The 22,541-nt window shown below is 62.2% G+C and carries 16 protein-coding genes and 2 pseudogenes; 10 read left to right on the top strand and 8 right to left on the bottom strand.

Annotated features, from left to right (window positions below):
- Positions 1-68 precede the first annotated feature (68 nt).
- On the top strand, positions 69-4,103 hold the full coding sequence (gene hrpA / locus AC0V2S_RS19735; protein ID WP_475511203.1) for an ATP-dependent RNA helicase HrpA: 4,035 nt from the start codon (positions 69-71) through the stop codon (positions 4,101-4,103).
- Here hrpA and AC0V2S_RS19740 read toward each other — a convergent pair.
- Positions 4,100-4,495 (bottom strand): winged helix-turn-helix transcriptional regulator, encoded by a 396-nt coding sequence (locus tag AC0V2S_RS19740; RefSeq protein WP_475511204.1) that lies wholly within the window; start codon positions 4,493-4,495, stop codon positions 4,100-4,102. The genes hrpA and AC0V2S_RS19740 overlap by 4 nt on opposite strands.
- Before the next feature lie 137 nt (positions 4,496-4,632).
- Between AC0V2S_RS19740 and gstA the strand changes: the two genes are divergently transcribed.
- Complete coding sequence (gstA, locus tag AC0V2S_RS19745; RefSeq protein ID WP_475511205.1) at positions 4,633-5,238, top strand: glutathione transferase GstA; 606 nt, start codon at positions 4,633-4,635, stop codon at positions 5,236-5,238.
- Positions 5,239-5,404: 166 nt separating this feature from the next.
- Here gstA and AC0V2S_RS19750 read toward each other — a convergent pair.
- Together AC0V2S_RS19750 and mnmC are read right to left on the bottom strand one after the other, a co-directional pair.
- Positions 5,405-6,951: pseudogene (locus AC0V2S_RS19750) on the bottom strand (sensor domain-containing diguanylate cyclase); the annotation flags it as partial.
- A gap of 33 nt (positions 6,952-6,984) precedes the next feature.
- Positions 6,985-8,985: a bifunctional tRNA (5-methylaminomethyl-2-thiouridine)(34)-methyltransferase MnmC2/FAD-dependent 5-carboxymethylaminomethyl-2-thiouridine(34) oxidoreductase MnmC1 gene (mnmC, locus tag AC0V2S_RS19755; protein WP_475511206.1), complete on the bottom strand. Its 2,001-nt coding sequence runs from the start codon at positions 8,983-8,985 to the stop codon at positions 6,985-6,987.
- Positions 8,986-9,100: 115 nt separating this feature from the next.
- On the opposite strand from mnmC, the gene pap reads away from it, so the two are divergent.
- The gene (gene pap, locus AC0V2S_RS19760) at positions 9,101-10,588 is read left to right on the top strand and encodes a polyphosphate:AMP phosphotransferase (protein ID WP_475511207.1); all 1,488 of its coding nucleotides are present in this window, start codon (positions 9,101-9,103) and stop codon (positions 10,586-10,588) included.
- Positions 10,589-10,719: 131 nt separating this feature from the next.
- Positions 10,720-11,904 carry a thiolase family protein gene (locus AC0V2S_RS19765; RefSeq protein ID WP_475511208.1) on the top strand — a complete coding sequence of 395 codons (1,185 nt, stop codon included), beginning with the start codon at positions 10,720-10,722 and terminating at the stop codon, positions 11,902-11,904.
- Between the two features lie 119 nt (positions 11,905-12,023).
- Here AC0V2S_RS19765 and AC0V2S_RS19770 read toward each other — a convergent pair whose 3' ends face one another.
- Positions 12,024-12,260, bottom strand: coding sequence for a DUF6316 family protein (locus AC0V2S_RS19770; protein WP_475511209.1), 237 nt, complete (start codon positions 12,258-12,260; stop codon positions 12,024-12,026).
- Between the two features lie 266 nt (positions 12,261-12,526).
- Between AC0V2S_RS19770 and AC0V2S_RS19775 the strand changes: the two genes are divergently transcribed.
- Entirely contained in the window at positions 12,527-13,486 is a 960-nt protein-coding gene (locus AC0V2S_RS19775; RefSeq protein WP_475511210.1) for a DMT family transporter, read from the top strand.
- A 43-nt stretch (positions 13,487-13,529) separates the two neighbouring features.
- Here AC0V2S_RS19775 and AC0V2S_RS19780 read toward each other — a convergent pair whose 3' ends face one another.
- The 3 genes from AC0V2S_RS19780 to AC0V2S_RS19790 form a co-directional block, all read right to left on the bottom strand.
- Positions 13,530-14,150, bottom strand: coding sequence for an NAD(P)H-dependent oxidoreductase (locus AC0V2S_RS19780; protein ID WP_475511211.1), 621 nt, complete (start codon positions 14,148-14,150; stop codon positions 13,530-13,532).
- Positions 14,143-15,537 (bottom strand): class II fumarate hydratase, encoded by a 1,395-nt coding sequence (locus tag AC0V2S_RS19785; RefSeq protein ID WP_475511212.1) that lies wholly within the window; start codon positions 15,535-15,537, stop codon positions 14,143-14,145. Before AC0V2S_RS19785 ends, AC0V2S_RS19780 begins: the two co-directional genes overlap by 8 nt.
- Positions 15,538-15,635: 98 nt before the next feature.
- Entirely contained in the window at positions 15,636-16,649 is a 1,014-nt protein-coding gene (locus tag AC0V2S_RS19790; RefSeq protein WP_475511213.1) for a DUF2804 domain-containing protein, read from the bottom strand.
- 321 nt (positions 16,650-16,970) lie between these two features.
- Here AC0V2S_RS19790 and AC0V2S_RS19795 point away from each other — a divergent pair, with 321 nt between their 5' ends.
- The 5 genes and pseudogenes from AC0V2S_RS19795 to AC0V2S_RS19815 all read left to right on the top strand — a co-directional run bounded on the left by AC0V2S_RS19795 (position 16,971) and on the right by AC0V2S_RS19815 (position 21,518).
- Entirely contained in the window at positions 16,971-17,501 is a 531-nt protein-coding gene (locus tag AC0V2S_RS19795) for a DUF2059 domain-containing protein (RefSeq protein ID WP_475511214.1), read from the top strand.
- Positions 17,502-17,513: 12 nt separating this feature from the next.
- Positions 17,514-17,807 (top strand): BolA family protein, encoded by a 294-nt coding sequence (locus AC0V2S_RS19800; protein ID WP_475511215.1) that lies wholly within the window; start codon positions 17,514-17,516, stop codon positions 17,805-17,807.
- Between the two features lie 311 nt (positions 17,808-18,118).
- A complete protein-coding gene (trhO, locus tag AC0V2S_RS19805) occupies positions 18,119-19,057 on the top strand; it encodes an oxygen-dependent tRNA uridine(34) hydroxylase TrhO (protein WP_475511216.1) in 939 nt (312 codons plus the stop codon).
- A gap of 55 nt (positions 19,058-19,112) precedes the next feature.
- Entirely contained in the window at positions 19,113-19,748 is a 636-nt protein-coding gene (locus tag AC0V2S_RS19810) for a DsbA family protein (RefSeq protein ID WP_475511217.1), read from the top strand.
- Positions 19,741-21,518, top strand: a pseudogene (locus AC0V2S_RS19815) (ABC transporter ATP-binding protein). Before AC0V2S_RS19810 ends, AC0V2S_RS19815 begins: the two are co-directional and overlap by 8 nt.
- A gap of 112 nt (positions 21,519-21,630) precedes the next feature.
- Here the strand turns inward: AC0V2S_RS19815 and AC0V2S_RS19820 are convergent.
- Positions 21,631-22,503 carry a pseudouridine synthase gene (locus AC0V2S_RS19820; RefSeq protein ID WP_475511218.1) on the bottom strand — a complete coding sequence of 291 codons (873 nt, stop codon included), beginning with the start codon at positions 22,501-22,503 and terminating at the stop codon, positions 21,631-21,633.
- Positions 22,504-22,541: the final 38 nt, after the last annotated feature.

Here is a 22,541-nt window from a genome sequence, read left to right on the forward strand (position 1 = left end):
CAAAAGCCGGGCGGGGCGAAAATCTGCGACAATCCGCCCCCGCCTTTTTTACGATTGCCCGCCCGCCAATGACCGATGCCACGCCCACCTTCGATGCCTTGCTGAACAACCTCGACCAGGCGCTGCTCGCCGATCGCCATCGTCTGCGACGTCAGTTGCACGAGTTGCGCAAGGCCGGACATGCCGATGACGCCAAGCTCGCGCAGTGGCTGGAGCGTTTTCAGCAGAGTTGCGCAAAAGTGGAAGCACGCCGGCTTAGCGTGCCGCCGATGCGCTATGACGACAGCCTGCCGATTGCCGCCAAGCGCGACGAAATCAAGGCGGCGCTGGCCAAGCATCAGGTGCTGATCATTGCCGGCGAAACCGGCTCGGGCAAAACCACCCAGTTGCCGAAGATCTGCCTGGAAATCGGTCGGGGCCTGCACGGCCTGATCGGCCACACCCAACCACGGCGCTTGGCGGCGCGCAGCGTGGCGACCCGGGTGGCGGAAGAGATCGGCACGCCCCTGGGCGAGCTCGTGGGTTATCAGGTGCGGTTTGAAGACCAAAGCAAAGACAGCTCGCTGATCAAACTGATGACCGACGGCATTCTGCTGGCCGAAACCCAGCACGACCGTTACCTGGAAAAGTACGACACGCTGATCGTCGACGAAGCCCACGAGCGCAGCCTGAACATCGACTTCCTGCTCGGCTACCTGAAAACCCTGCTGCCGCGCCGCCCCGACCTGAAGGTGATCATCACCTCGGCCACCATCGACCTTGAACGGTTCTCCAAGCACTTCGATAACGCGCCGATTGTGGAAGTGTCGGGCCGCACGTTCCCGGTAGAAACCTGGTACCGGCCGCTGGTATCGGAAGTGGACGAAGAGGGCGAGAGCCTGGTGGACGACCTCAGTGTCGACCAGGGCATTCTCGCTACCCTGGATGAGATCGAGGCGTTCGAACGCAGCGAAGGAAAACGCCCCGGCGACGTGTTGGTGTTCTTGCCCGGCGAGCGCGAAATTCGCGACTGCGCTGAACTGCTGCGCAAAGCCAATCTGCGCTTTACCGAAGTGCTGCCGCTGTATGCACGGCTTACTCCGAGCGAGCAGCAGAAGATTTTCGCGCCCATGGCCGGGCGCAAGATTGTGCTGGCCACCAACGTCGCGGAAACCTCGCTGACGGTGCCGGGCATTCGTTACGTGATCGACAGCGGCACCGCGCGCATCAGCCGCTACAGCTACCGCGCCAAAGTGCAGCGCTTGCCCATCGAGGCGGTATCCCAGGCCAGCGCCAACCAGCGTAAAGGCCGCTGCGGGCGGGTGGAGCCGGGCATCTGCGTGCGCCTGTACAGCGAAGAAGATTTCCTCGCCCGGCCGGCGTTTACCGACCCGGAAATTCTGCGCACCAACCTCGCAGCGGTGATTTTGCAGATGCTCCATCTGCGCCTGGGCGAGATCGACGCGTTTCCCTTTATCGAACCGCCGGATGGCAAGGCGATCAGCGACGGCTTCAACCTGCTGCAAGAGCTCTCGGCAGTTAACCGCGAAAGCCAGCTGACGCCGATTGGCCGGCAACTGGCGCGCCTGCCGATTGACCCGCGTCTGGGCCGTATGGTGCTGGAAGCGGCCAAGCTCGGCAGCCTGGACGAGATTCTGATCGTCGCCAGCGCCCTCTCGGTGCAAGACCCCCGCGAGCGGCCGATGGACCGCCAGCAAGCGGCCGACCAGGCCCATGCGCAATGGAAGGACGTGGACTCGGACTTCGCCGCCCTGATCAACCTATGGCGCGGCTTTGAAGAAAAGCGTCAGGAGCTGGGCTCCAACCCGCTGCGCAACTGGTGCCGGAAAAACTTCCTCAACTACCTGCGCCTGCGCGAATGGCGCGATGCGCACCGTCAGTTAGTGCTGATTACCCGTGAACTAAAACTCGCGCCAGACTCGGCCCGTAGGAGCGAGCTTGCTCGCGAAGCCGATTCCAAGACGAGCACCGATGCAGCCATTCGCGAGCAAGCTCGCTCCCACGACAAACAGAACCCCGAAGCGCTGGAAGCGGCGCAACGCGCCAAAGACTACGCCGCCGTACACAAAGCCATCCTCTGCGGCCTGCTCAGCCAGATCGGCCAGAAAACCGAAGACGGCGACTACCTCGGCGCCCGCCAGCGGCGTTTCTGGATTCACCCCTCAAGCGTCATCGGCCGCAAAAAACCGCAGTGGGTCATGGCGGCCGAGCTGATGGAAACCACCAAGCTGTTCGCCCGCCAGGTGGCCAAAATCGAGCCTGACTGGATCGAGCCGCTGGCTGGCCACCTGATCAAGAAAAACCACTTCGAACCGCATTGGGAAAAACGCCGCGGACAAGTGGTGGCGTTCGAGCAGATCACCCTGTACGGCATGATTGTGGTCGGCCGCCGGCCGGTACATTTCGGTCCGATCGAGCCGGTGGTGTCGCGCGAATTGTTTATCCGCGAAGGCCTGGTGCGCGGCGAAATCCAATCGCGCGCCAAGTGTCTCAAGGCCAACGAAGAGTTGCTGGAGCTCTTCGACGAGCTGGAAGCCAAGGCCCGCCGCCGCGATATTCTGGCCGACGAAGAAACCCTGTTCGGCTTCTACGATGCGCGCCTGCCGGCGGACATCTACCAGACCGCCACCTTCGACAGCTGGTACAAAACCGAAAGCGCGAAAAACCCGCAGCTGCTGATCATGCGCGAGGAAGACATCCTCGCCCGCGACGCCACGGAAGTGACCAAAGCGCAGTATCCGGATCAACTGCAACTGGGTGATTTGCGCCTGCCGCTTACCTATCACTTCGAACCCAACCATCCACGCGACGGCGTCACTCTGCGCGTGCCGGCGCCGCTGTTGCCGCAGATTCCGGCTGAGCGTTTGCAGTGGCTGGTGCCGGGGTTGCTGGAAGCCAAATGCATCGCGCTGATTCGCGAGCTGCCCAAGGCACTGCGCAAAAACTTTGTGCCGGTGCCGGACTTCGTCAAAGCCGCCTTGGCGCGGATTACGTTCGGCCAGGGTTCGCTGGTGCAGGCGCTCGGTAGCGAGTTGCAACGCATGACCGGCGTGCGCGTATCCGAAGAAGCTTGGGCGGAGGCTGAACAGCAGCTGGAAAACCACCTGAAGATGAACCTGGAAGTGGTCGATGCCGAAGGCAAGTTGCTCGGCGAAGGCCGCGACCTGGCCGAACAGACCGCACGCTTTGCCGAAGCCAGCCAGGCCGCGCTGGCCATGGTAAAAACCGACAAGCAGCAGAAACCGGTGGAAGCCAAAGTGTTTGCGCCCGTGGCGCAGACCACGCAACAGAACATCGCCGGCCTGTCGATGACGGTGTACCCAGCGTTGGTGGAAGAGGGCGGCACCGTCAAGGAAGGCCGCTTTGCTACCGCCGCTGAGGCCGAGTTTCAGCACCGCCGTGCTTTGCAACGCCTGCTGCTGCAACAACTCAACGAGCCGGCCAAATTCCTGCGTGGCAAGTTACCGGGGCTTACTGACCTGGGCCTGTTGCACCGCGACCTCGGCCGGGTAGAAGCGCTGGTGGAAGATATTCTGCTGGCCAGCCTCGACAGCTGCATTCTCGAAGGCGAAGACCCGCTGCCGCGCGACGGCGTTGGCCTGCTGGCCCTGGCCGAGAAAAAACGCGGCGCCTGGACCGAACACGCCGAACGCCTGGCCCGCCTGACCCTGGAAATTCTCAAGCTCTGGCACGGCCTGCAAAAACGCTTCAAGGGCAAGATCGACCTGGCTCAGGCCGTGGCCCTTAACGACATCAAGGCGCAGCTGGGCAATCTGGTGTACCCGGGTTTCGTTCGTGAAACCCCGGCCGAATGGCTCAAGGAAGTGCCGCGCTACTTGAAAGCCATCGAGCAGCGCTTCGACAAGCTGGGTGCGCAATTGCAGAAAGACCGGGTGTGGAGCGGCGAACTGGCAGGCCTTTGGGCGCAGTACCAGGCCCGCGCCGACAAGCATGCGCAGGAAGGCAAACGCGACCCGCAGCTGGTGCTGTATCGCTGGATGCTGGAGGAGTACCGCGTGTCGCTGTTCGCCCAGCAGTTGGGCACCAAGCTGGCGGTTTCCGATAAGCGCCTGAACAAGCAGTGGAGTGCGGTGGAGGCTTAGGCCTCCGCCACTTTGTCCTCAAACGCCAGCTGCGCCTGATTCAACTCCTCGATATTGCGCTCCACCCAGTGGTCGAGCGCGCGAATCGGCTCGCTTAGCGACAAGCCCAAGGCCGTCAGCGAGTACTCCACCCGCGGCGGCACCTCGGCATAAGCCTGGCGCGTAACCAGGCCGAAACGCTCCAGGCGGCGCAGCGTCTGAATCAGCATCTTCTCCGAAATACCGCCCACCTGGCGCCGCAGCTCGGCCGTGCGGTGGGTGCCGTGAGCCAGGGTGTGGATCAGCAGCAGTGCCCATTTGTCGGCCAATACATCGAGCACATAGCGCGCCGGGCAGGTAACGCTGAATACATTGCCGGCGCGGCAGGCGGCGTGGTCGTGCTGATCGAGCATAGGGGAGGTTCCAGATTGTTCAGGGATATCAACTGCATACTTACCAAAAGGTAGGTACTTGTGTGTTGGAAAGCAATCGCTAAGCTCAGTGCTCGCGTGTGTTGCGCGCTCCTGCCAACGTTATTCAAGGACTGCTTATGAAACTGTATTTCTCCTCCGGCGCTTGCTCTTTGGCTCCCCATATCGCCCTTCTGGAAGCCGGCCTGGCGTTCGAGACCGAGAAGGTCGATTTGAAAGCCAAGCTCACCGCCAGCGGCGCCGACTTCACCGCCATCAACAGCAAAGGCTACGTGCCGGCGCTGGTGCTGGATAACGGCCAGCTGCTGACCGAAGGCGCTGCCGTGCTGCAATACATCGCCGACCAGAACCCGGCCGCCAACCTGGCGCCTGCCGCCGGCACCCAGGCGCGTTATCAGCTGCAAGAGTGGCTGACGTTTATCTCGTCGGAGATTCACAAACCGATGGGCTCGATGTTCAACCCGGCGCAATCGGCCGACTGGAAAGCCGCCGTCACCGCCACCCTGACCAAACGCCTGGACTGGCTGACCACCCAACTGGACGGCAAGGATTACCTGCTGAACAACCAGTTCAGCGTGGCCGACGCCTACCTGTTCACTGTCCTCAACTGGGCCAATTTTGTCGGTTTCTCCCTGGCGCCCTGGCCGGTGATGCAGGCGTTTTCTGCACGTGTTGCCGCGCGGCCGAAGGTGGTCGAGGCGTTGAAGGCTGAAGGCCTGGTTTGAATTGATGGGTAAGTATTCCGCCGATTTCTTCGCGTTATCGCCAGAATAATTACCGGAGCTACGTACCGCGCCGAGCCACCGTCACGCTCTGCGCCTGGTACGCGCAGGCCTGATTGCGGCCCTGGCTCTTGGCCAGATACAGCGCGGTATCGGCCTGTTTCACCAGGGCGGCAACATCATCGTTTTCCGCTTGCTGCGGGTAGGCCACGGCCACGCCCAGGCTGACGGTGACCACGTCGAGCGGGCTGCCGAGGTGCTCAAGGGCGAGGTCGAACACGGCTTGGCGAATGCCTTCGGCAATTTCCATGCTGTTGGCTTCGTTGGAACCGGCAGTAGCAGCAACATTTCTTCGCCGCCGTAGCGGGCCGGCAGGTCTTCGGCGCGGCGCGCGTAGGAGGTCAGCACCTTGGCCACGGCTTGAATGGCGGCATCGCCAGCGACATGTCCGTAGCGGTCGTTGTAGAGCTTGAAGAAGTCGATATCGAGCATGATCACGCCCAAAGGCGCATGGGTGCGGCGTACGCGGCCGAGCTCTTGAGGCAGCACGTCGTCGAGGCGGCGGCGGTTGGCGAGGCCGGTGAGGGCATCTTCCAGAGAGAACTTCTGCAGCGCTCGGTGGGCGTTGCGCAGTTCCTGGTCGGCCGCTTCGCTGCGCGATATCTGCTTTAGCAGCACGTGGGCGAACGCCATCATGCTCAACGCAATCAGCGCCAGCACCACGCCGGCCACGATCAGTTGCCGCCACCAGGGCAGACGAATGGCCTCTGCGGAAATACCGGAAATCGCCACCAACGGAAAGTCGCCAAACCGCTGAAAACTGTACATGCGCTCTTTGCCGTCTACCGAGGATTCAATCAGCGCCGTGCCGTTGTCTTGCAGGGGCAGCAGGTCTTTGAAGATCGGCCCGTGGGCGATGCTCGTACCGACCACGTCGGCGGAAAAAGGACGGCGTACGAGGATCGTGCCGTCAGCGTAGGCGAGCGTAAAAGCGTCCTCCTTGCTGGTGCGGAACTTGGCGTAGAAATCATTGAAGTAGGCGACTTTCAAGGTGGCCAGAGCCACCCCGGCAAACGTGCCGTCAGGGTCATTTATGCGCCGCGACACCGGGATGATCAGCTCGCCAGTGGAGCGGCTGGTGATGACCTTGCCGATATGCACACTGCGATCGTCGTGCGTGCGGTGGTAAATGAAGTATTCGCGATCGGCGTTGTTGGCATTGGGCGGGATGGAGTCTTTGTCGGTGACCAGCCACTCGCCGGTGCGGCCGTAAATAAACAGGCCGTGGAGCTGCGGCAGGATGGTCATCTGCCGTTTCAGGTACAGCTGCATACGGGCGGCATTCAGCTTATCCAGCTCTTCCCATTCGCTGCGCTCAACCACGCCGACCAGTAGCGTATCGGCTTGCAGAATGGCGCCGCGCACGTGTGCTTCGGTGGCGCGGGTAAGGTTGGTGGCGGCTTGCCGGGCCTGGAAAAAAGCTTGTCGATAGGATTGGTACAACTGCCAGCCTTCAAGGGCCAGCACCACGCTCAAGCCGAAACACACCAGCCCATAGGTGAGGCGGCGTAGCCGGTCGATATGCAGTGTCTGCGTGCGATCCATGGCACGTATTCGCCTGTTCAAGGGGCTAGGTGGGTTTAGCGTAGACCAAACCGACCCACCGAAATTCAAACCTCGAGGCTCAAGCCTCTCTCTCAGCGGTAGGCGATCCATAGTGGGAGAGCCTTCAGCCTCAATGCTTTTGAACTACCCGCGAACCAATTTGCGCAGGGCAAACCGATTGGGGTGGCAGGCTTCAGCCACATCACGCGGCAATGGCAACGGTTCATTGTTCAGCCAGGCAGCAAGCAGTTCGGCGGCCAGCGGCGCGGTGATAAGGCCCCGGGAGCCGTGGCCGCTGTTTACATATAAACCGGGCAGCCAGGGGCAGGGCGTGGCGGGGCTTTGCCGGGCGTCTTTGCGCAGTACGGCGTAGGCGTCGGCGAAGGCCTCGGCATCGGCTACCGGACCGACGATAGGCAAATAGTCCGGGCTAGTGCAGCGAAAGGCGGCACGGCCGGCCAGCTCGGCGACCGGCAGCGTATCGGCATTCAGTCGCTGCGCCAGATCTGTGGAAATCTCGTTAAGCAGCTGCAGATTGCTGGCGTGCTCGGCGGCCGTGAGGGTCAGGTCGTCGCTGTGGAAATCGAAGCTGGCGCCCAGCGTGTGCTCGCCATTACGCGGCGGCGCCACATAGCCTTCGGCGCAAACCACGGTGCGCAATGCGCTGCTCGCCGCGGTTTGCGGCAGGCGGGTGATTTGCCCGCGAATGCGCTTGAGCGGCAGCTGGGCGGCAGGCGCAAAACGGCGCACGTCGGCGGCGCCGGCCAACACCACAACGCTGGCGCTGGCCAACAGCTGCGCACCGTCCCAGGCTTGCCACTGGCCGTTTTCGTGGCGCAGATCCAGCGCGTGCTGGTGCAACTGCAGACGCACATTGGCGTGGTCGGCCAGCACACGGCACAACGCCGGTGGATGCACCCAGCCGCCTTGCGGGTAGAACAGTCCACCGCTGGCCAGGGCGATGCCGGCCTGTTGCTCCGCTTCTGCCTGCGTCAGCGAATGCAGCAGTTCGGCGGGGAAGGCTGCGGCCAACTGCGCCTGACGCGCTTCTTCCTTGTCGTCGAAGGCCAGTTGCAGCACGCCGCAGGCATCCCAGTCCTGCCCGCGTTGCAGTTGCTGAATCTGCCGACGGGTATGGCCGAAGCCGGCGACGATCAGGCGCGACAGGCTGGTGCCATGGGCCGAGAGCTTGAGGTACAGCACGCCTTGCGGATTGCCCGAGCCTTCCTGGGCGATATCGCCATGGCGCTCCAACAGCGCCACCTGCCAACCCCGCGCGGCCAAGCTGGCGGCAGTGGCGCAACCGGCCAACCCGGCACCGATGACGAGCGCAGTACGCGGCCCGGCAATCGGGGCCGGGCGGGCATACCACGCCTTGCTGCGGGGCTGGGCCGGTGCGTCTTCCAGGCCAATAAAGTGGCCTTTGAGCACTTCCCACTTATGCCCCAGCCCCTCCACACGCTTGAGTTTGAAACCAACGGCTTTCAAGGCGCGGCGCACCACGCCGGCGGTGGTAAAGGTGCCGAGGGTCGTGCGCGGCGTGGACAGTCGCGCCAGTTCGTTGAACAGTTCCGGCGACCACATTTCCGGGTTTTTTGCCGGGGCAAAACCGTCGAGAAACCAGGCGTCGATTTCTGCGTCCAGCTGCGGCAGCAGCTCCATCACATCGCCGATCAGCAGGGTCAGCACCACGCGCCCGCCGTCGAACAGCAGACGCTGAAAGCCCGGATGCAACGCGACATATTGATCGAGCAGCGGGGCGGCAAACGGTTGCAACTCTGGCCACAACGCCAGCGCCCGTTGCAGGTCGGCGTGGCTCAGCGGGTGCTTTTCCACGCTGACAAAGTGCAACTGCGCGCCCGGCACCGCGGTGCGGGCAAACAACTCCCACGCACAGAGAAAATTCAGCCCTGTGCCAAACCCGGTTTCGCCGATCAGCAGCTTGCCGTCCGCTGGCAACGCGGCGAAGCGGGCCGGCAGGTCGTTGTTGTCGAGAAACACGTAGCGCGGTTCGGTCAGCCCCAGGCTGTTGGAAAAGTACACATCGCCGTAGGCGCGCGAATGCGGCTGGCCAAGGTCGTCCCAGTCCAACTCGGCGGTTTGCGTGGGGACGTTCAGGGGGCTGTTTGATGGAGTGTCGGACATGGTCGGTTCTGGCGCGGCAAGGGGCGCATTCTAGCCGATCCTGCTCGAGCGCATGGCTAGCACGGCGCAATCCGCTAGGCTGTGCCAATCACCTTTGGGAATAGAGCGAGGTTGTATGTTTGAGTCCGCCGAAATTGGTCATGCCATCGACAAGGAAGATTACGACGCCGCGATACCGGTACTGCGCGAGGCACTGCTGGACGCCCAGTTCGAACTGCAACAGCAGGCGCGCTTTCCGGTGATTGTGCTGATCAATGGCATCGAGGGCGCCGGCAAGGGCGAGACCATCAAGCTGCTCAACGAATGGATGGACCCCCGACTGATCCAGGTGAGCACCTTCGACCAGCAAACCGATGAAGAACTGGCGCATCCGCCGGCCTGGCGCTATTGGCGGCAACTGCCGCCGAAGGGGCGGATGGGCATCTTTTTCGGCAACTGGTACAGCCAGATGATCCAGGGCCGTGTCGATGGTCATTTCAAGGATGCCGTGCTGGATCAGGCCATCATCGGCGCCGAAAACCTCGAACGTATGTTGTGCGACGAGGGCGCGCTGATCTTCAAGTTCTGGTTTCACCTGTCCAAGAAACAGATGAAAACCCGCCTGAAAAATCTCAAGGACGACCCCGAGCGCAGCTGGCGCCTCAGCCCGCTGGACTGGGAACAGACCGAAACCTACGACCGCTTCGTGCGCTTTGGCGAGCGCGTGCTGCATCGCACCAGCCGCGACTACGCGCCGTGGTACGTGGTGGAAGGTGCTGATGAGAACTACCGCAACCTCACCGTGGCGAAGATTCTGCTCGAAGGTCTGCAAGTTGCGCTGAAAGTCGAGAAGCCCGAGAAACGGCACCCCCATGCCGGCCCCGCGTCGGTCAGCATCGACAACCGCAGCCTGCTCGGTAGCCTCGACCTCAGCCAGCGTCTGGACAAAGACAGCTACCAGAAACAATTGGCCAGCGAGCAGGCGCGCCTGGCCGGCCTGGTGCGCGACAAGCGCTTTCGCAAGCATTCGCTGGTGACCGTATTCGAAGGCAACGACGCAGCCGGCAAAGGCGGCGCGATTCGCCGTGTGGCCGCCGCCCTCGACCCGCGCCAATACCGCATTGTGCCGATTGCAGCGCCCACCGAAGAAGAACGCGCCCAGCCGTACTTGTGGCGCTTCTGGCGGCATATTCCGGCGCGCGGCAAGTTCACTGTGTTCGATCGCTCCTGGTATGGCCGCGTGCTGGTGGAGAGGGTCGAAGGCTTCTGCACCCCGGCCGACTGGTTGCGCGCCTACGGCGAAATCAACGACTTCGAAGAGCAACTAACCCGTGCTGGCGTGGTGGTGGTGAAGTTCTGGCTGTCGATTGACTCCGAAACCCAGTTGGAGCGCTTCAAGGAGCGCGAACAGATCGCCTTCAAACGCTTCAAGATCACCGAAGAGGACTGGCGCAATCGCGATAAATGGCCGCAATACGCCACCGCCGTGGAAGACATGGTCGACCGCACCAGCACCGAGCTCGCGCCCTGGACGCTGGTGGAAGCCAACGACAAACGTTTTGCCCGGGTGAAAGTGCTGCGCACCATCAACGACGCCCTCGAACGCGTGCTGAACAAGGAGTGACTGGCAAATCAGGCCGGGATCAAGGCGCATACACGGGATGAATAATCATCGCCCTGCCGCTTGGGGCGGTTTTATCCTAGCGCCCAGTTGCACTTAAGCCCTGATCTTCCAAATACAACATGAGGTGCGTGATGCGTGAAGTAGTGATCGTCGACAGCGTGCGGACTGGCCTGGCCAAGTCCTTTCGCGGCAAGTTCAACCTGACCCGTCCAGACGACATGGCTGCGCATTGCGTCAATGCCCTGCTGGAACGCAACAAGATCGACCCGGCCTCCGTGGAAGACTGCATCGTGGGTGCCGGTTCCAACGAAGGCGCGCAAGGCTACAACATCGGCCGAAACGTGGCCGTGCTGTCGGGCCTGGGCACTCAGGTTGCGGGCATGACCCTCAACCGTTTCTGCTCCTCGGGCCTGCAGGCCATCGCCATCGCCGCCAACCAGATTGCCTCCGGTTGCAGCGACATCATCGTGGCTGGCGGCGTTGAGTCGATCACCCTGACGATGAAAAGCGTCAACACCGACAACCTGATCAACCCGGTTCTGAAAGCCAACGTACCCGGCATCTACTACCCGATGGGCCAGACCGCTGAAATCGTCGCCCGTCGCTACAACGTGACCCGCGAACAGCAGGACGCCTACGCCCTGCAAAGCCAGCAGCGCACCGCTCGTGCCCAGGCCGAAGGCCTGTTCGACGACGAAATCGTGCCGATGGCCGTTAAATACCAGGTGGAAGATAAAGCCACTGGCGAGAAAACCATCGTTGAAGGCGTTGTGGATCGCGACGACTGCAACCGCGCCGACACCACCCTGGCCAGCCTGCAAGGCCTGAAGCCAGTGTTCGCTGAAGACGGTTCGGTAACTGCCGGCAACGCTTCGCAGCTGTCCGACGGTGCTTCCATGACCCTGGTGATGAGCCTGGATAAAGCCAAGGAGCTGGGCCTGGAGCCACTGGCTTATTTCCGTGGTTTCACCGTTGCCGGTTGCGAGCCTGACGAAATGGGCATCGGCCCGGTGTACTCGGTGCCAAAACTGCTGAAAGCCCGTGGCCTGGAAGTTGAAGACATCGACCTGTGGGAACTGAACGAAGCCTTCGCTTCCCAGTGCCTGTATGCCCGTGACTTCCTGAAAATCGACAACGAGAAATACAACGTAAACGGCGGCTCGATCTCGATCGGTCACCCGTTCGGCATGACCGGCTCGCGCCAGGTTGGCCATCTGGTGCGCGAGCTGCGTCGCCAGGGCAAGCGCTACGGCATCGTCACCATGTGTGTCGGTGGTGGTATGGGCGCTACCGGTTTATTTGAAGTCTACAAATAAGCTGTTTGCCGCAATTAAAGAAACCGCGCCTAGGCGCGGTTTTTTTATGGGCTATCGCTAATCAGGCCCCCTCGCCCGCTTGCGGGAGAGGGCGGGGGGAGAGGGCAGGGCAGCCCCAATTAATGGCCGATCACACCCTGCCGCTCGGCAAAGGTATGGCTTTCAATAATGTCGTCGCCCTGCATCTGCCGGCGCACGTACATGGCAATTTCCCGCTCGGCATCCACCCGGGTGAAATACGGGCCTTCGAGCGTGCCCTCGCGGGTGGCAAAAAAGTACTGGCCATTTACCGCACTCACCCGTTCGCTACGGTAATGAGTGGCGGCTGCTGCGTCCTGCGTGCGTTGACTGAACATGGGGTGAGCTCCATAGGCGAGTAGGCTGTTTTTGAGTCTAATCACCGCGGCCAGGAATGTACTGGTTTTCGATAGATGGTCGTTAAATCGCCGTAGATCGCCACTCGATGTCGGAACTTAAGCTTATTTGACGTCAAGCCCCTGACGTTATCCTCTTGCCCGTACAGTTACGCGGGCCAACTGTTGCTGTGTTTGTGCCGGGCCTGCTGCCTAGAATGCTGCCTTTGCCAGCAATTGCTGCGCGTACCTGCTTGATTGAGGCTGCCATGCACATCACTTCCGGCCGTTGGGTTTACGGCCTGATGCTCGCTTTGCTCACCGCGGTGTTATGGGGCGTACTGCCCATTCAACTGAAGGAAGTGCTGGAGGTAATGGACCCCATCACTGTCACCTGGTATCGCCTGATCGTTTCCGGTTCGCTGCTGTTGGTGTATCTGACGCTCACCCGGCGTTTGCCGGATTTCCGCCTGCTCGGCGGCAACGGCCGGGTGCTGCTGGTGGTGGCCGTGCTGGGGCTGATCGGCAACTACGTGCTGTACCTGTTCGGCCTGAAGGTGCTGAGCCCGGGCACCACGCAGTTGGTGATTCAGGTGGCGCCGATTCTGTTTCTGCTGGGCAGCGTGTGGCTGTTTCATGAGCGGTTCAGTCTGGGGCAGGCGCTGGGCCTGGCGGTGCTGATTTTCGGCTTTGGCCTGTTCTTCAACCAGCGCCTGCATGAGCTGCTGACCTCGCTGGGCACCTATACCGTCGGCGTGCTGACGGTGCTGTTGGCGGCCTTTGTCTGGACCTTCTACGGCCTGGCGCAAAAGCAGCTGCTGACGCGCTGGAACTCCATGCAAGTGATGATGGTGATCTACCTCGCCTGCGCCGCCTTGCTCACGCCTTGGGCGCACCCGGCGCAGGTGCTGCAACTGAGTACGCTGCAGTTCTGGCTATTGGTGGCGTGCTGCCTGAATACGCTGGTGGCGTATGGCGCCTTTGCCGAAGCGTTGGCGCATTGGGAGGGTTCACGGGTGAGCGCGACGTTGGCGATTACGCCCTTGGTGACCTTTGGCTCGGTGGCGCTGGCCGCGCAGCTGTGGCCCGACCATGTGCACCCGGAGCAGATCAATGGGCTGGCCTATATCGGCGCGGTGTTGGTGGTGTTGGGGTCGGCGGTGACGGCGATTGGGCCATCGTTGATGGCCAATGTCAGAGCGAGAAGACAGGCCCGTAAGGTGAGTTAACGTAGGGCGAATATCCGCGTAGCGGATATCCGCCGATACGCGGTCAAACGTTCGAACCCAGCAATTCCGCCTTACGCAACCACGCCTGCCGCTGCGTTTCAGTGGACGGCCGAATCGGTGAAAACTGCGCCAGGCGCCGGGTTTTGATGCCGCAGAAACCGAGAATGGTGCGGGTCATTTGCCGGTGTGCCGGCGCGCCGTAAATCCAGCGGAAGTACCAGGGCGGGGTGTCCAGGGTCACCAGCAAATCTGCGGTGCGCCCGGTCAGCAGCTTGTCCCACAGCTGCGAGCGGTTGCGGTATTTGAAGGCGAAGCCAGGCAGAAAGGTGCGGTCGAAAAAGCCTTTGAGCAGCGCCGGAATGCCGCCCCACCAGACCGGATAAACGAACACCAGGTGTTCGGCCCAGTGGATCTGCCGCTGGGCTTCGAGCAGGTCGGGCTCCAGGTTCTGGCTCTGGTCGTAGCCGTCGCGCAGGATCGGGTCGAACTGCATTTGCGCAAGAATCAGCTGCCGCACCACATGGCCCTGGCCACGGGCTCCGACGGTGTAAGCCTCGGCCAGGGCATTGCAGAAACTACTGGCCTTGGGCGTGCCCAGTACCAGCAGAATGCGTTTGCCGTCGCCCTCCAGTGGCGTGGCCCCACTCTTTACCTCATCACTCATGGCTGCCGGCCTCGAGCATGCTTTCGGGTCGCACCCATTCGTCAAACTCCTGGTTGCTGACAAAGCCCAGTTCAAGGGCGGCTTCGCGCAGGGTGGTGCCCTCGCTGTAGGCCTTTTTGGCGATTTGCGCCGACTTGTCGTAGCCGATATGCGGATTCAGCGCCGTCACCAGCATCAGCCCGCGCTCCAGGTGCGCCGCCATTTGTGCGGCGTCCGGCTCCATGCCGTCGACGCAATGCTTCTGGAAGTTGCGGCAGCCGTCGGCCAGCAGGCGAATGGACTGCAGCAGGTTATGGATGATCACCGGCTTGAACACATTGAGCTGCAAATGGCCCTGGCTCGCGGCGAAGGTGATGGTGGTGTCGTTGCCCATCACCTGGCAGGCCAGCATGGATAGCGCTTCGCACTGGGTCGGGTTGACCTTGCCGGGCATGATCGAGCTGCCCGGCTCATTGGCCGGCAGGCGCACTTCGGCAAAACCTGCACGTGGGCCGGAGCCCAGCAGGCGTAGGTCGTTGGCGATTTTCATCAGGGCCACGGCCAGGGTTTTCAGCGCGCCGGCCAGGGTCACCAGCGGCTCATGGCCGGCCAGGGCGGCGAACTTGTTCGGTGCTGATACCAGCGGCAAGCCCGACAAGGCGGTCAGCTCGGCGGCGATGGCTTCGGCAAACCCTTGCGGCGAGTTCAGCCCGGTGCCGACAGCGGTGCCACCTTGGGCCAACTCGCACACGGCGGGGAGGGCGCCGCGCAGGGCGCGTTCGGCGTAGCCCAGCTGGGCGACAAAGGCCGACAGTTCCTGGCCGAAGGTAACCGGAGTGGCGTCCATCATATGGGTGCGGCCAGTCTTCACCAGGCTCATATGCCGCGCCGCTTGCTCTGCCAGCCCGCCCGACAGCTCGGCAATCGCTGGCAGCAAGTCGTGCAACACGGCCTGTGCGGTGGCGATATGCATGGCGGTTGGGAAGGCGTCGTTGGAACTCTGCGAGCGGTTGACGTGATCGTTCGGGTGAACCGGCACCTTGCCGCCGCGGCCCTTACCGGCCAGCTCGTTGGCGCGCCCGGCAATCACTTCGTTGACGTTCATATTGCTTTGCGTGCCGCTGCCGGTTTGCCACACCACGAGGGGGAACTGGTCGTCGTGCTTGCCGGCCAGCACTTCATCGGCGGCCTGTTCAACGAGGCGGGCGATGTCGGGCGGCAGGTCGCCAATGCGGTCGTTGACCCGTGCGGCGGCTTTCTTGATTAGCGCCAGGGCATGCAATACGGCCAGCGGCATGCGTTCCTGGCCGATGGCGAAGTTGATCAGTGAACGTTGCGTCTGTGCGCCCCAATAGGCCTGCTCAGGAACGTCGATGGCGCCGATGCTGTCGGTTTCGATGCGATTCATGGTTCTTCTCCGCGGACTGTTCCGGCAGTTTAGGCGCTATGCCGGCGAGCTGGTTCCATGCGCAACGGATAAATCGTTACGGCACTTCACCGAACGATTTACCAACGGGCGTTGGTGGTTCCCAGCCAGCCGAGGGCGCCGTTTACCGGCACGCGCTCGCCTTTGGGGCCGCGCAGCACGCCGTCGAACTGGCCGAACCACTGGCGGGTTTCGGCGTAGAACGGGCCGACTTTGGGGCGCGCAATATGCTGTTGGCGCGGGGTGAAAATCAGCGCCAGGCGTTCGTCTTCGCTGTTCAGCTGCCACGGCGCGGACGGGTTTTGCGGGTTGCCGGTAATGGTGACGGGGCTGGTGACATGCAGCAATTCACCGCCAAACCACAGGGCGTTTTCGGAGAGGCCGCTGTTGTCGGTCCAGCCGGAACCGAAGTTGCCGGCAATGCCGCCGGGCGCGGCGAAGGCGGCGCGGGTCCAGTGGGTGTTCATCGGCCATACGCCACGGCCGAAATCCAGCGCGGCAAAGCTCTGGCCGGGTTCGCAGCGGTAGTGGGTGTCACCCAGTTGCACGTCGCCGGAAACCGGCAGGCTCATATGCCGCGAGGTGGCGTGGAAACCGCCGTGGGTAAACGGCACCACCAGGTTGACCGAGTCGAGGTGACTGGGGCGCTGCACATCGAGCGCCACTTGCAGCGCCTGACCGCCGATATCCGGTACGGTGGCGACCAAGCGGGCGCGACCGGGGTGCTCGTCCACGCGAATTTGCAGGCGCTGGTGCTGAAACAGATGACCTTGCAGCGGCGTATCCGGCAGCTTGCAGCCACGGGAGAAAGGTCGCAGCTGCGTGTGGGCCACGGCATGGCCGGTGTGCAGATCAAGGAAGTACGCGGCGCCGTAGCCCAGGTAGTCGAGGTCGGCGACGGTGAGGGAGAGCATCCAGTCCGGCGTGGTGATGCACCAATGATTCCAGCGCTTACGGCGCCCGAAGTTACCGGGCATGGCGCAATGAATATGGGGGCGGGTCGACCAGCCAACGGCCATTGGCAGCAGCTGACCCTTGGCATCACATAAAGGAAGCCAGGGATCGGTAGCGAAGGCGGGGCTGAGGTTGCTCATCGAACACGTCCGTGTGTTGCTGAAGGGGGAGGCTGGCTTGCGCCGGTGGGGTGCTGGTTTTACAGCACTTTGCCACTATGGTCGGTCAAGTTGCCAAAATGTTGGCGCGAAGGATGCACCTGCACGGGGTTGCCCTGCAAGGGGTGATGCCGCGATGACGGACCAACGGAGCGGCCTTTAGCGGTGTAAGGAATTTCCCCAATCCTGCCCGCGGTGCAACCGCTGCGCTTGAGCGCAGTCCAACCAACGCGCAGAATGCCCAGCCTCTGGGATTCGCCTTTTACCTGTAGTTGTCACTCTTACTCATACCAAGGAAACACCATGACCCCGATTCGTACCCTTTGCACTGCCGCCTTTATGATCTGCCTCAGCGGCCAAGTATTCGCCGACGCCGCCAGCCACGCTGCCAACGCTGAAACCTTCCTGAAACTGGCCCACGCCGACAAGCTCACCGCACCTATCTACGCCCAGGTTGACCAACTGTTCGCCCAGCGCTTCGCCCAGGCCCAAGCGCCCGAGTCGAAAAAAGCCCTGATGGAAACCTACCAGGCCAAAGCTAAAGCTTCCCTGGACAAAGCCGTGGCCTGGGACAAACTCAAGCCCGACATGGTCAAGCTCTACACCACCAACTTCAGCGAGCAGGAACTCAAAGACCTGATCGCCTTCTACCAGTCGCCACTGGGCAAGAAAGTGCAGGAAACCATGCCGCGCGTAACCGCTCAGTCGGCCCAGATGGCTCAAGCCAAACTGGAAGCCGCCGTTCCGGAAGTGAACAAGCTGCTGGAAGACATGACCAAAGAACTGACCCCGGCCGCCGCGAAAGCAGCACCAGCACCAGCCAAAAAGCCGTAAGCGGAGCACTCCATGAGCATGCGTGAACGCATTCAAACCACCCTGACGGCCCTTGAGCCCGAGTTCATCGATGTGCAGGACGAAAGTCATATGCACAGCCGAGGCCTGGAAACCCACTTCAAGGCCGTGGTGGTCACCCCGGTTTTTGCCGGCCTGAATGCGGTGAAGCGCCATCAGAAGGTCTACGCCACCCTTGGCGAACTGATGGGGCAAATGCATGCGCTGGCGCTGCACACTTACACCCCGGAAGAATGGGCCGCCACTGGCGCCGCCCCGGCCTCGCCGACCTGCGCGGGCGGGCATTAAGCCGCCGCGCTGCCTTCCGGTAATAAGAAGCCGCCGCTTGAGAGATCAAGCGGCGGCTTTTTTGTTTCCGATGTTTTTGATTTTTCGCGGGGGCAGCGCCGCTCGAGAGTTTCGGGGCTAAGGCCAGGCCAGGCGCCCCGCAGCTTTGAAGCGCAGCGTGCTGCAGTACGTGAGCATTCAAAGCGAGGACGCAACGCAGCATGGCCGACGACCCGAAACTCGCATAAAATGCGCGCCGCGCCAGCCGGCGCCATTTTTACCAAAGCCCCCGGTCCGCCCTTTACGCGGGCGACCACCTGGAGAAATACCCCATGACTCAGACTATCGTCGTGGCGGCGCTCTATAAGTTCGTTACCCTGAACGACTACGAAGCGCTGCGCGAACCGCTGTTGCAAGCCATGCTCGATAACGGCATCAAAGGCACCCTGCTCATCGCCCTCGAAGGCATCAACGGCACCGTGTCCGGTACCCGCGAAGGTATCGACGGCCTGCTGGCCTGGCTCAAGCTCGATGCGCGCTTCAACGATATCGACCACAAAGAGTCGTACTGCGACGAGCAGCCGTTCTACCGCACCAAGGTCAAACTGAAAAAAGAGATCGTCACCCTCGGCGTGCCGGGCGTAGACCCCAACCTCAAAGTGGGCACCTACGTTGAGCCGCAAGACTGGAACGCGCTGATCTCCGACCCCGAAGTGCTGCTGATCGACACCCGCAACGACTACGAAGTGGCCATCGGCACCTTCGAAGGCGCGCAAGATCCTAAAACCAAAAGTTTCCGCGACTTTCCCGCCTATATCGAAGCCAACTTCGATCCGGCCAAGCACAAGAAAGTGGCGATGTTCTGCACCGGCGGCATCCGCTGTGAAAAAGCCTCTAGCTTTATGCTCGGCCAAGGTTTTGATGAGGTATTCCACCTCAAGGGCGGCATTCTCAAGTACCTCGAAGAAGTGCCGCAGGAAGAAACCCTGTGGAAGGGCGACTGCTTTGTGTTCGACAACCGCGTCACCGTGCGCCACGACCTGAGCGAGGGCGAGTACGACCAATGCCACGCCTGCCGCATCCCGATTTCCATTGCCGACCGCGAATCGCCGCACTACGTGCCGGGCGTCAGCTGCCCGCATTGCTGGAACAGCCTGAGCGAGAAAACCCGTGCCGGCGCCCGTGAGCGGCAAAAGCAGATCGAGCTGGCCAAAGCCCGCAACCAACCCCATCCTCTGGGCTATAACCCACGGGACAAAACCCGCGACTGATCTCGCGGTGTTACACCTTTTATTCCCCTCGCTGTCCTGGCCATGGAGCCTAAGCATGCAAGCGCGTCTGATCTATGTGATGGACCCGATGTGTTCCTGGTGCTGGGGCTTTGCGCCAGTGTTCGATGCCCTGGCGCAGCAGGCGCAGGCCGCAGGTGTCAGTAGCCACCTGGTTGCCGGCGGTTTGCGCGCCGGCACCGCGGCGGCGCTGGAGCCAACCACCAAGCGCTATATCCTCGAACACTGGCAGGCGGTGCACGACAGCACCGGCCAGGCGTTCACCTTCGAAGGCGCGCTGGCCGATGGCTTCGTCTACGACACCGAGCCGGCCTGCCGGGCTCTGGTGGCGGCGCGCAGTCTGGATGCCGACAGCGTCTGGCCGCTGGTGAAGCTGATTCAAGAGGCGTTTTACGTCGGCGGTCGCGACGTGACCCAGGCCGCCGTGCTGGTTGAGCTGGCCGAGCAGGCCGGCCTGCCGCGCATCGAATTTGCCGCCGCCTTCGACAGCGCCACGGAACTGGCCGCCACCGCCGCTGATTTCGAATGGGTGCAAAACCTCGGTATCGCCGGCTTTCCCACCGTGTTGGCCGAGCACAACGGGCAACTCGCGCTGCTCACCAATGGCTACCAGCCGCTGGAACAATTGGCCCCGCTGCTTGCGCGCTGGCTGGAGCACAGTGCCAATGCTTGATCAGTTGAGCTGGAAAGAAATCCGTCGTCTGGCCCTGCGCCACAAAAAATCGTTGGTGCTGGCCAACCTGGTCGCGGTATTCGCGGTGTTGTGCAGTGTGCCCATTCCCTTGCTGCTGCCGCTGCTGGTGGACGAAGTGCTGCTCAAGCAGGGCGATGCGGCGCTCAAGGTGATGAACCACTTCCTGCCGGCCAATTGGCAAACCGCGGTTGGCTATATCGGCTTGATGGTGGCGTTGACGCTGATGCTGCGCGCCAGCGCACTGGTGTTCAACGTGTTACAGGCGCGGCTGTTTGCGCGGCTGTCGAAAGACATCGTGTACCGCATTCGCGTGCGCCTGATCGAGCGCCTCAAGCGAATTTCCCTCGGCGAATACGAAAGCCTGGGCAGTGGCACGGTTACCACGCACCTGGTCACCGACCTCGACACCCTGGACAAATTCGTCGGCGAAACCCTCAGCCGCTTTCTGGTGGCCATGCTCACCCTGACTGGCACCGCGGGCATTCTGCTGTGGATGCACTGGAAGCTGGCGCTGCTGATTCTGCTGTTCAACCCGGTGGTGGTGTACGCCACGGTGCAACTGGGCAAGCGGGTTAAAAACCTCAAAAAGCTGGAAAACGACAGCACCTCGCGCTTTACCCAGGCGCTGACCGAAACCCTGGAAGCCATTCAGGAAGTGCGGGCCGGCAACCGTCAGGGTTATTTCCTCGGCCGCCTCGGTATGCGCGCCAAGGAAGTGCGCGACTACGCCGTGGCCTCGCAATGGAAAAGCGATGCCTCCAGCCGTGCCAGTGGTCTGCTGTTCCAGTTCGGCATCGATATCTTCCGTGCGGCGGCGATGCTCACCGTGCTGTTCTCCGACCTCTCCATCGGCCAGATGCTCGCGGTGTTCAGTTACCTGTGGTTCATGATCGGCCCGGTCGAGCAACTGCTGAACCTGCAATACGCCTACTACGCTGCCGGCGGTGCGCTCACCCGCATCAACCAGCTGCTGGCGCGCGCCGACGAGCCGCAATACGCCGGTGGCGCCAACCCGTTTATTGGTCAGCCGACCGTGGGCGTGGACGTGCGTAACCTGAGCTTCGCCTACAACGAAGAGCCAGTGCTCGATGGCCTCAATCTGAGCATCTCCCCGGCGAAAAAGTCGCCATTGTCGGCGCCAGCGGCGGCGGCAAAAGCACGCTTGTGCAGCTGCTGTTGGGGCTCTATACCGCCCAGGCCGGCACCATTCGGTTTGGCGGCAACAGCCTGGAAGAGATCGGCCTGGAAACCGTGCGCGAGCACGTGGCCGTAGTGCTGCAACACCCGGCGCTGTTCAACGACACGGTGCGCGCCAACCTGACCATGGGCCGCGAGCGCGGCGACGACGCCTGCTGGCGCGCCCTGGAAATCGCCCAGTTGGCCCACACCATTCACGCGTTGCCGGCGGGGCTGGACAGCATTGTCGGCCGCTCGGGCGTGCGGTTGTCGGGCGGGCAGCGCCAGCGCCTGGCGATTGCGCGGATGGTGCTGGCCGAGCCGAGCGTGGTGATTCTCGACGAAGCCACATCAGCGCTGGATGCCGCTACCGAGTACGCGTTGCACCAGGCCCTTGGCCAGTTCCTGAAAGGCCGCACCACGCTGATCGTCGCCCACCGGCTTTCAGCGGTTAAGCAGGCGGATCGGGTATTGGTGTTCGACGGCGGCAAGATTGCCGAGGATGGCGGGCATCAGGAGTTGATTGCCGAGGGTGGGTTGTATGCCAAGTTGTATGGGCATTTGCAGCACTAGTTTGCCGGGAGATTCTGGATCCCTGCCTGCGCAGGGATGACGTAGGTTTTTGTATATATCTCCGTCATCCCCGCGTAGGCGGGGATCCAGGCGCGGCGATCAACCTGACGGGCTACCAGTCCAATTTCAGCTGACTATGAAACTCCCGCTCAACCCCACTGAGCGGGTCGTTAAACCGCAGGCTTTGCGCCAGCAGCTTTAGCGGTTTGCTGTAGTCATCCACCGCGTCTTTTTCCAACTGTGGATAAAACGGGTCGTTGCAAATCCCCGCACCGAGCGCGGCCATGTGCAGGCGCAGCTGGTGCTTTTTGCCGGTCACCGGGTAAAGCCCGTACCGCCATAACTCGCCATTACATTCGCGAACATCCATCAGCGTTTCGCTGTTGGGCGCGCCGTCGCCTTCCTTCATCAAAAAGAACGGCTCGCCGGCCACCATGCGGCTTTTATGCAGGTGGGGAAACTCCACGTTCGGCAGCGCGGGGGCGATGGCTTCGTAGGTTTTGTGCATGGTCCGCTCGGCAAACATGCGCTGGTACGCGGCGCGGGTGTGCGGCTGTACGGAGAACAGCACCAGGCCGGCGGTGAGGCGGTCGATGCGGTGCAGCGGCACCAGATCGTGGCTGCCGAAGCGTTTGCTCAAACGGGCCAGCAGGGTTTGTTCCACGTACTCGCCGGCCGGGGTAACCGAAAGAAAATGCGGCTTGTCAGCGACGATCAAATGCTCGTCGGCATACAGCACGGTTTCCTCGAAAGGCACCGGCGTCTCGTTGGGCACTTCGCGGAAGTAGTGAATGCGCAGGCCTTGTTTATACGGGTGCGTGGGGCCGATGGGTTGCTCGTGTTCGTCCAGCACTTTGCCGCGCGCCATGCGCTCCAGCCACGTCTCCCGGCTGATGGCCGAAAAGTGCGCACACAGGCAATCCAGCACCGTGGCCCAGGGGCCGGCGGGGAGATAGAGGGTGCTGCGGCGGGTGGGGAGGGGCATGGTGGTGGACCGGGAAAAGAGGCGGGGATTCTACGCCG

It is taken from the genome of Pseudomonas sp. CC11G (assembly GCF_056174845.1).